Raw genomic sequence first — 6,808 nt, 5'->3', positions numbered from 1 at the left:
CGCGCACCTTCTGGTGCGCGGGCCGTCCGTTTCCGTTTTTACATTCTATATTTCGCTTTTTTCTCCCGTGTCCGCAGTGCATTCCCCGCCTTTGCCGGCCGGTACAGCAGCATACAGGTTCCCGCATTCATAACAAGCGCACAGCACACATCCGATACGGAGTGCTGTTTTAAAAACATGGTCGAAAACACAATCAGCACCGTCAGGCCCAGGCAGACGTTTCGGAATACCGGGCGGTTTTTGAGCTGCTCGCTGTGTTCTACGGCAACAGCTACGGCTACGGAATTATATACGTGAATACTTGGGAATACGTTGGTCGGTGTGTCTGTCAGGTAAAGGCCTCTGACCAGATCCGTGAAAATGTTCTCCCGTGGGAATACCGTCGGGCGCAGGTTCTGGCCGTTCGGGTACAGATAGGAGATCACGAGGAACGCCGTCATTCCGATTCCCAGGTTGATAATCAGCTGATAATATTCTCTGCGGTTCTTGTTGCAGAAGCCGAAATAAAGGACAGACCATGCAATATATCCAAACCACATAAAATAAGGAATCACAAAAAACTCACAGAACGGAATCATATCATCAAACGGAGTATGAATCAGATGATAACCTTTCGTAATGTGCGTTTCCAGATATTGAAAACATTTCAGATAGAAAATACCATAAACCACTACCGGAAGAAAATGCTTATATTTTTTTATTGTCTTCATAGTTTCCCTCCACTTTTCTGACGAGGTTTTTCTCTTCAACCTGCTGAAATTATAGCACACCGAAAACCGAAGTCAATAAGCTTTATTATTTTTTAAGAAACAATTCATCGGTTTCTAACCTGTTCTTTTCTTTTTTTACAATAACCTTCTGCGCCTGCATTTTTCCGCTGCGGTGATGCCGTTTCGGTTTCTGAAAGCCGTCCTTGGGATGGAAATGTTCAAAGATCGCCGCGTCGAATTTTTTCCGTGTCCGGTTATATACATGCTCATCTTTTACCGTCCATGCAAATGCCGGTGTCCGAAACAGCATACGGTCGATCAGGAAGCCCGGGCAGTCGGCGTAGCGGTGGTCGTAGGCGATAAAATCCGGTTTCCCGATAAAATTCAGCATCAGATGACGCGCCATTATCCGCAGGATCAGATGCACCTTATCATTCTTTGAAAAACGGCCGGAAAGCTGGCCGCGCAGCGTCTGCGGCATGTGGCGGCGACACCAGCGGAGGGCCAGGCTGTTGAAGGATTCCATGCAGAACATACCGGTGTACCCCTCCATCTCCTTCTGAAATCCCGCACAGACCGCCGTGGAAAGTCCCGGCATCTTGATTTCGATTAAAAGCGGCACGCGGCCGTCTACCGTCTGCAGTACCTCACGAAGCAGCGGAATCTTTTCCGTGCTGTCGCCCAGATGGAACTGCTGGAGTTCCTCATACGTATAATCGCTGATTTTTCCCTCGTTTCCACACATCCGCTTCATCGTGTCGTCGTGGAACACCACAATCCGGCCATCCTTTGTGATCTGAATATCCAGCTCGATGGCATATCCCTGCTCCGCCGCGCGGGCAAAAGCCGGAAGAGAATTCTCCTGAACTCCCTCCGCCGCGTTCCACAGACCGCGGTGCGCATAATTCCATTCCGCAAATTTCAGACATTCCTGCCGTCTCGATGTAGCCGGCAGAATGGAAAAGAAATAACCTGCTGCCAAGACGGCAAGCACTGCAAAAAATATGATCCAGAACATCATCTTTCCATCCCTTCTTTCACCCAGTCGCCCAAAAGGCGGAGACGCTCCGTTTCCAGTCCGATCCTTTCCTCCGTGCGGTGTCCGCCCGATTCTCCGTCCAGGTGGACCGGTTCCGCGCGGTCTGTCTGAAAGGAAAGGCTGCTGCACCGCTCCATATGTACCTCAGGAAATCCCGTGTGGCGTCCAAACAGCGCCATCGGCAGAAGATAGCTGACTTTCCATTTGGCAAGATTGGAAACCACCATCACGTCGAGCAGATCATCTGTCCCGTCCGCCTCCGGGCAGAAGCAAAAGCCGCCGCCCTCGTACGGAAAATTCATTGCCACTGCAAAAAGAACATTTTCAAACGAACGGTGTTCTCCGTTTTCCAGCGCTGCATCCAGCGTGAACGGTTCGAGATAAAAGAGCTGCCGCAGTGCAATCATCACATACGTAAGTTTTCCCAGATGCAGCCGGTTCAGCGTATTCTTGATTTTTGATGCCAGCGCCTCGTGGCAGATGCCTGCATCAAAACCGATGCCGGCGCTGACGAGAAATCTCCGCTTTTGGCTGCCAAGAAGCGCCGTTCCAATGTTGATCTCCTTTTCCTCCCCTTTCAGCACAGCTTCCAGCGCCTGCAGCGGATCGGAGGGAATTCCGGCACCGCGCGCAAAATCGTTGCCGCTTCCCGTTGGAATATAACCGAACTTTACATCCGACAGGCTGGTGATTCCATCGACCGCCTCATTCGCCGTACCGTCTCCGCCGATCGCCAGAAGGACATCATCGGGATTCCATACCCCTTTCGCGGTCAGCCGTGCTGCCGTCTCCCGTGCGCTTCCGTGATACTTTGTCGGATATACACGAAATTCCGTTCTGCGCCGCTCAAGCTCGCCCTCAATCACCGGCCACAGCTTCTCGCCGCGCCCCGACCGCGATTTTTTATTTACTATAATATGATACATTAAAATCATACCTTCCTTTTTCTTCTGTAAAAAACCACTTCAAATCACCTGAATCATGTTCTTACGCAGCGAAACAGCAAGTGTTTCACTGCTGAGTGAACAGTAACCAAATCAGCCATATTGTAGCAGTTTTCCCCGCAAACCACAACTATCTTCACAAAATCTTAACTTGTTGCCGCCGTAAAAATTCCCGCACCCCTGCCTTTTCTTTCTTGACAGACCTTTTTGTTCTGCTAAAATAAAAAGTACCGCGGTTTCGTCCGCAGAACGTCACTCATTTCTGAGGAGGTTTTTATGAATTTTTACGATATGACACGCGCAGGGAGGATGATACGATGAAGCTCTCCCCCGCATTTCTCGCTTATAAACTAAGCAGCGCTTTTTCGGTTCTTGCACTGGAAAACCTGCCGCTCTCCGGCACACTGGAGCTGCCTGTTCTTTATCAGACAGGCTCCGCAGCCACTGCGCACCGGGTCTTTCTCTGCACAGAAGAACAGATCGGCTCTCTTTCCTCCCTCCCGGAAGAAAGCAGCTCCCTTTTTCTTCTCTGTACCGAAGAACTGCCGGAGGAACTTCCGGCTCCGGTTTCGATCGCCGTTAAGAGCAGCGTATCCGCTGTTTTTTCGTTCCTGCAGGAGCTTTTCTGGACGTACGATTCCTGGCAGAAGGAGCTGATGCAGGCACGGCTCGACGGAAAATCGATCCAGCATCTTTTAAATCTCTCCCTGCCTGTTTTTGCCCACCCCCTGATGGTGGTCGGCATGGATTTTTCCATCATCGCCGCAGCGTCCGAAGAACCTTCCTTTTTTCCCGAGAAGGTGTTTGGCTCCCTCGATGCAACGCGCCCGCTTCTGCTCTCCTTGACAGAAAGCAGCGAATACGCGTCCGTCCGCGATCTCGATGGATGGTTCCGCTTTCCGGATCACGTAACGGGACTTGGTTCCCTCTGCGTCAACATCACGCAGCATGGTCAGAGCGCCTACCGCCTGCTGCTCCTCGACACAAAAAAGGATCTTTCTGATTCCGAAGGCTTTCTTCTTGAATTTCTTGCAGAAATGATCCATCACGCCTTCCTGCACAATGTGATGCAGAAAACCTCGCCGGCGCAGTCGCTTCACACCGTGCTGCTCCGTGCCCTCGACGACCGGATGGCCGACTATATTGCGGTCAGCCAGGCTCTCGATGCGCTCGGCTGGCATTCCCGCCACACCTACTGCTGCCTCTATCTGCAGCTCTCCGATATGGATCAGAAAAACCTGACGGCAAACTCGGTCTGCGCCTATCTGGAAAATATTCTGACCGGCTGCTCCGCGTTTCCGCACGGCGGCGGTATCGTTGCGTTCTTTAACCTCACGCTGTCCGATTTTTCCATGACCGATCTGATGGAACGCATGGTGCACTTTGTGGAGGACAGCTCCTTAAATGCCGGCTTTTCGCGCTGCATGAACGGCCACATGAATCTGCGCCGCCAGTATATCCAGGCAAAAATCGCCCTGCAGTTCGGCACGCGAAAATACCCGGACAAGCGGATGCATCCGTTCAACGATATCTCGTTTGACTACATCCTCGATCAGGCAACAAAAAAGCTCCCAGGCTACATGCTGTGCCATGAGAGACTTCTCTTTCTGCAGGAGCACGACGACAGCTCCGGCAGTGACTATATGCGGACGCTCCGCTGCTATCTGGACAACCACTGCAATGTCGTCCAGACGGCGCGTGAGCTTTTTATCCACCGCAGTACCCTGCTCTACCGCCTGGAAAAGATCAAGGAAATTTTAGAATCTGATCTTTCCAGCCCGGATGAAATTCTGTATCTGATGCTTTCGTTCCGTTTTATCGACCTCGAGAATGAAGAAGAAAACCGTTCTGGATCTTCGCAGCCAGAAAAGCACAGATAAAACCAACCGCAATTCCCGCCAGGACATCGGTCGGGAAATGCACAAACAGATACAGTCTGGAAAATGCAATCAGGCAGGCCAGAATCAGTGCGGCAGCTCCTTCTTTTTTGTGCATCACAAAAATAGAGACTGCCGCCGCAAACGAGGCTGCCGAATGGCCCGATGGGAAGGAATAGTCCTTCGGAGCGGCAACCAGCAGCTTTACCTGCTCGTCAATCCAGCACGGACGCGGGCGCGCTGCCAGCGGCTTTAACACCAGATTACATAAAATCAAATCTAAAATCAGCGCGATCGCCATTCTTACACCGCATTTCCGGTATTTCGGAAGGATTAAGAAAACGGCGGTCAGCGCAATCCAGATCCATCCCGCATTTCCAAGTGAAGTGATTCCCACCATCACCCGATCGAGCACTGCATTGTGAAGATGTTGCAGTGCATATAAAATTGAAAAATCCATTCTTACCCCTCTCTGTAAAAAATGGGCATTTTTCTGCTGTACATCTGCTGATCGGCGGCCGCCTCGTACAGAAATTCCGCCAGGGCCTCTCTCGAGTATCCAGGCCGGAACTGGCTGCCGTCCAGCGAAATACTGCAGTTCTGCCCTACCTTTTTCACTTTCCCGTCTCTTCCCTGACACGTCCGCACCAGTGTCCAGTTCAGATCGCTCCGTGCCAGAACCTGTCCCATCTTCTGCATATCTTTATAGACACCTGGCCAGAAAATCTGCATGAATTTCGTACTCATTCTCTGGTATTTGTCCTCGCAGTCTCCAAACGCATGAATGCAGACATGGCCTACCGTCACAAACCTCGTTTTTCCAAGCTGCTTCATGGCTGAGAGAATCATCGCGTTTCCGTCAGCCAGCGGTGTCTCCTCTTCTTTTACATGTTTCACACGCATCGGAGTCAGCACGCTGATGACTGCATCCGCTTCCAGCAGTGCCTCCAGCACGCGTTCCCGGTTCTGAAGGCTTCCCTCAATCACGGTCAGATTTTTTCTCGGCCAGATCGCTTTTGCATCCGGCACGTAGGCGGTCACCTGTGCGCCGTGAAGAAGCGCCGTGTTGGTCACATACTGCCCAAGCAGTCCCCCCAGACTGAATATTGTAATTCTCATGAAATCCTCACTCTCATCTGTGTGTCTTTTGTATCCTCCGCAGATTTTTTGACACACTTTCCTAATGTTATCTCCTATTCTAACACACCGCCCGTATACGATACAATGAAATAAAACTAAAAAAAGTATAACCTTTTTCGTCCTTTCTTCATATCGTAAGTAGAACCGTATTTTCAGGAGCTTTGATCTTATGCCCTATACTATCGTAATCGATGCCGGACACGGGGGAAGTGATCCGGGCGCTGTCTATGAGGGACGCAGGGAAAAGGATGACAATCTTTCCCTCGCCATCGCGGTCGGCGAGCTTCTTTCCCGGCAGGGTGTCTCTGTCATTTATACCCGCACAACCGATGTTTATCAGACGCCGTTTGAAAAGGCGCAGATGGCCAATCAGGCGGATGCCGACTTTTTTATTTCTTTTCACCGGAATTCTTCGGAGGAACCGAACCAGTATACCGGCGTGGAAACGCTTGTCTATGACAACTCCGGCCTCAAACAGACAATGGCAGAAAACATTAACGGCGCGCTCTCGGAGCTGGGATTCCGGAATCTCGGTGTCAAGGCACGGCCAGGGCTTGTTGTTCTGCGGCGGACGAAAATGCCGGCTCTTCTGATTGAAACCGGCTTTCTGAACAATGAGCAGGACAATACGCTCTACGATGAAAAGCAGGAAGAAATCGCCCGCGCCATCGCGGATGCAGTGCTTGGAACGCTGGATCTCGAGACGGTCACGGAGGCTGACCGGCGCGCTGCGGAAACGGAAACCGCCCGTCCGTCCGTTTCAACAGCGGATACCGTCACTGCTTCCGCTTCGCCCCATCCCACGCCGCCGGAACAGGAAAATCCTTCCGACACACCGGAAACCTTCTACCGTGTCCAGACCGGCCTTTTCCGCATCCGCCAGAATGCCGACCGTATGCTTTACGACCTTCTCGACCAGGGCTATCCCGCTTTTCTTCTCGCCGAGGACGGCTTTTTCAAGGTCCAGGTCGGCGCTTACCGCCAGCTCGGAAATGCCATTCTGATGGAACGCCGCCTGCGCCGCGACGGCTATTCCACCCTGATTACCACCTGAGCGTCTGACGCACCAGTCGAAAAAAGAGCGTGCCGGAATTTTGT

General features: G+C 51.7%; 7 protein-coding genes. 2 read left to right on the top strand and 5 right to left on the bottom strand.

The genetic code is table 11. The features are described from left to right. Positions 1-38 precede the first annotated feature (38 nt). From DWX26_RS09685 to DWX26_RS09675, 3 genes are all read right to left on the bottom strand, one after another. The gene (locus DWX26_RS09685; protein WP_055268197.1) at positions 39-710 is read right to left on the bottom strand and encodes a phosphatase PAP2 family protein; all 672 of its coding nucleotides are present in this window, start codon (positions 708-710) and stop codon (positions 39-41) included. 85 nt (positions 711-795) lie between these two features. Then, positions 796-1,731 carry a glycerophosphodiester phosphodiesterase family protein gene (locus DWX26_RS09680; protein WP_118601339.1) on the bottom strand — a complete coding sequence of 312 codons (936 nt, stop codon included), beginning with the start codon at positions 1,729-1,731 and terminating at the stop codon, positions 796-798. Further along, positions 1,728-2,675: a diacylglycerol/lipid kinase family protein gene (locus DWX26_RS09675; protein WP_158580599.1), complete on the bottom strand. Its 948-nt coding sequence runs from the start codon at positions 2,673-2,675 to the stop codon at positions 1,728-1,730. The genes DWX26_RS09680 and DWX26_RS09675 overlap by 4 nt, the downstream gene beginning before the upstream one ends. Before the next feature lie 335 nt (positions 2,676-3,010). Here DWX26_RS09675 and DWX26_RS09670 point away from each other — a divergent pair, with 335 nt between their 5' ends. Further along, complete coding sequence (locus DWX26_RS09670) at positions 3,011-4,573, top strand: PucR family transcriptional regulator (protein WP_118601337.1); 1,563 nt, start codon at positions 3,011-3,013, stop codon at positions 4,571-4,573. Here DWX26_RS09670 and DWX26_RS09665 read toward each other — a convergent pair. Together DWX26_RS09665 and DWX26_RS09660 are read right to left on the bottom strand one after the other, a co-directional pair. After that, entirely contained in the window at positions 4,509-5,030 is a 522-nt protein-coding gene (locus tag DWX26_RS09665; RefSeq protein ID WP_055221420.1) for a phosphatase PAP2 family protein, read from the bottom strand. The genes DWX26_RS09670 and DWX26_RS09665 overlap by 65 nt on opposite strands. 2 nt (positions 5,031-5,032) lie before the next feature. Beyond that, complete coding sequence (locus tag DWX26_RS09660) at positions 5,033-5,689, bottom strand: NAD(P)-dependent oxidoreductase (RefSeq protein ID WP_147398118.1); 657 nt, start codon at positions 5,687-5,689, stop codon at positions 5,033-5,035. A 190-nt stretch (positions 5,690-5,879) separates the two neighbouring features. On the opposite strand from DWX26_RS09660, the gene DWX26_RS09655 reads away from it, so the two are divergent. After that, a complete protein-coding gene (locus DWX26_RS09655; protein ID WP_118601335.1) occupies positions 5,880-6,764 on the top strand; it encodes an N-acetylmuramoyl-L-alanine amidase in 885 nt (294 codons plus the stop codon). The last annotated feature ends 44 nt before the right edge of the window (positions 6,765-6,808 follow it).

The organism is Blautia sp. AF19-1, from assembly GCF_003479155.1.
GTDB lineage: Bacteria > Bacillota > Clostridia > Lachnospirales > Lachnospiraceae > Fusicatenibacter > Fusicatenibacter saccharivorans.
This window is presented reverse-complemented; position numbering and strand designations above follow the sequence as displayed.

Excerpts from the sequence above, each read along its gene's own strand:
- DWX26_RS09660 (WP_147398118.1), bottom strand. The coding sequence starts at position 5,689 with ATGAGAATTACAATATTCAGTCTGGGGGGACTGCTTGGGCAGTATGTG.
- DWX26_RS09685 (WP_055268197.1), bottom strand. The coding sequence starts at position 710 with ATGAAGACAATAAAAAAATATAAGCATTTTCTTCCGGTAGTGGTTTAT.
- DWX26_RS09670 (WP_118601337.1), top strand. The coding sequence starts at position 3,011 with ATGAAGCTCTCCCCCGCATTTCTCGCTTATAAACTAAGCAGCGCTTTT.
- DWX26_RS09665 (WP_055221420.1), bottom strand. The coding sequence starts at position 5,030 with ATGGATTTTTCAATTTTATATGCACTGCAACATCTTCACAATGCAGTG.
- DWX26_RS09655 (WP_118601335.1), top strand. The coding sequence starts at position 5,880 with ATGCCCTATACTATCGTAATCGATGCCGGACACGGGGGAAGTGATCCG.
- DWX26_RS09680 (WP_118601339.1), bottom strand. The coding sequence starts at position 1,731 with ATGATGTTCTGGATCATATTTTTTGCAGTGCTTGCCGTCTTGGCAGCA.
- DWX26_RS09675 (WP_158580599.1), bottom strand. The coding sequence starts at position 2,675 with ATGTATCATATTATAGTAAATAAAAAATCGCGGTCGGGGCGCGGCGAG.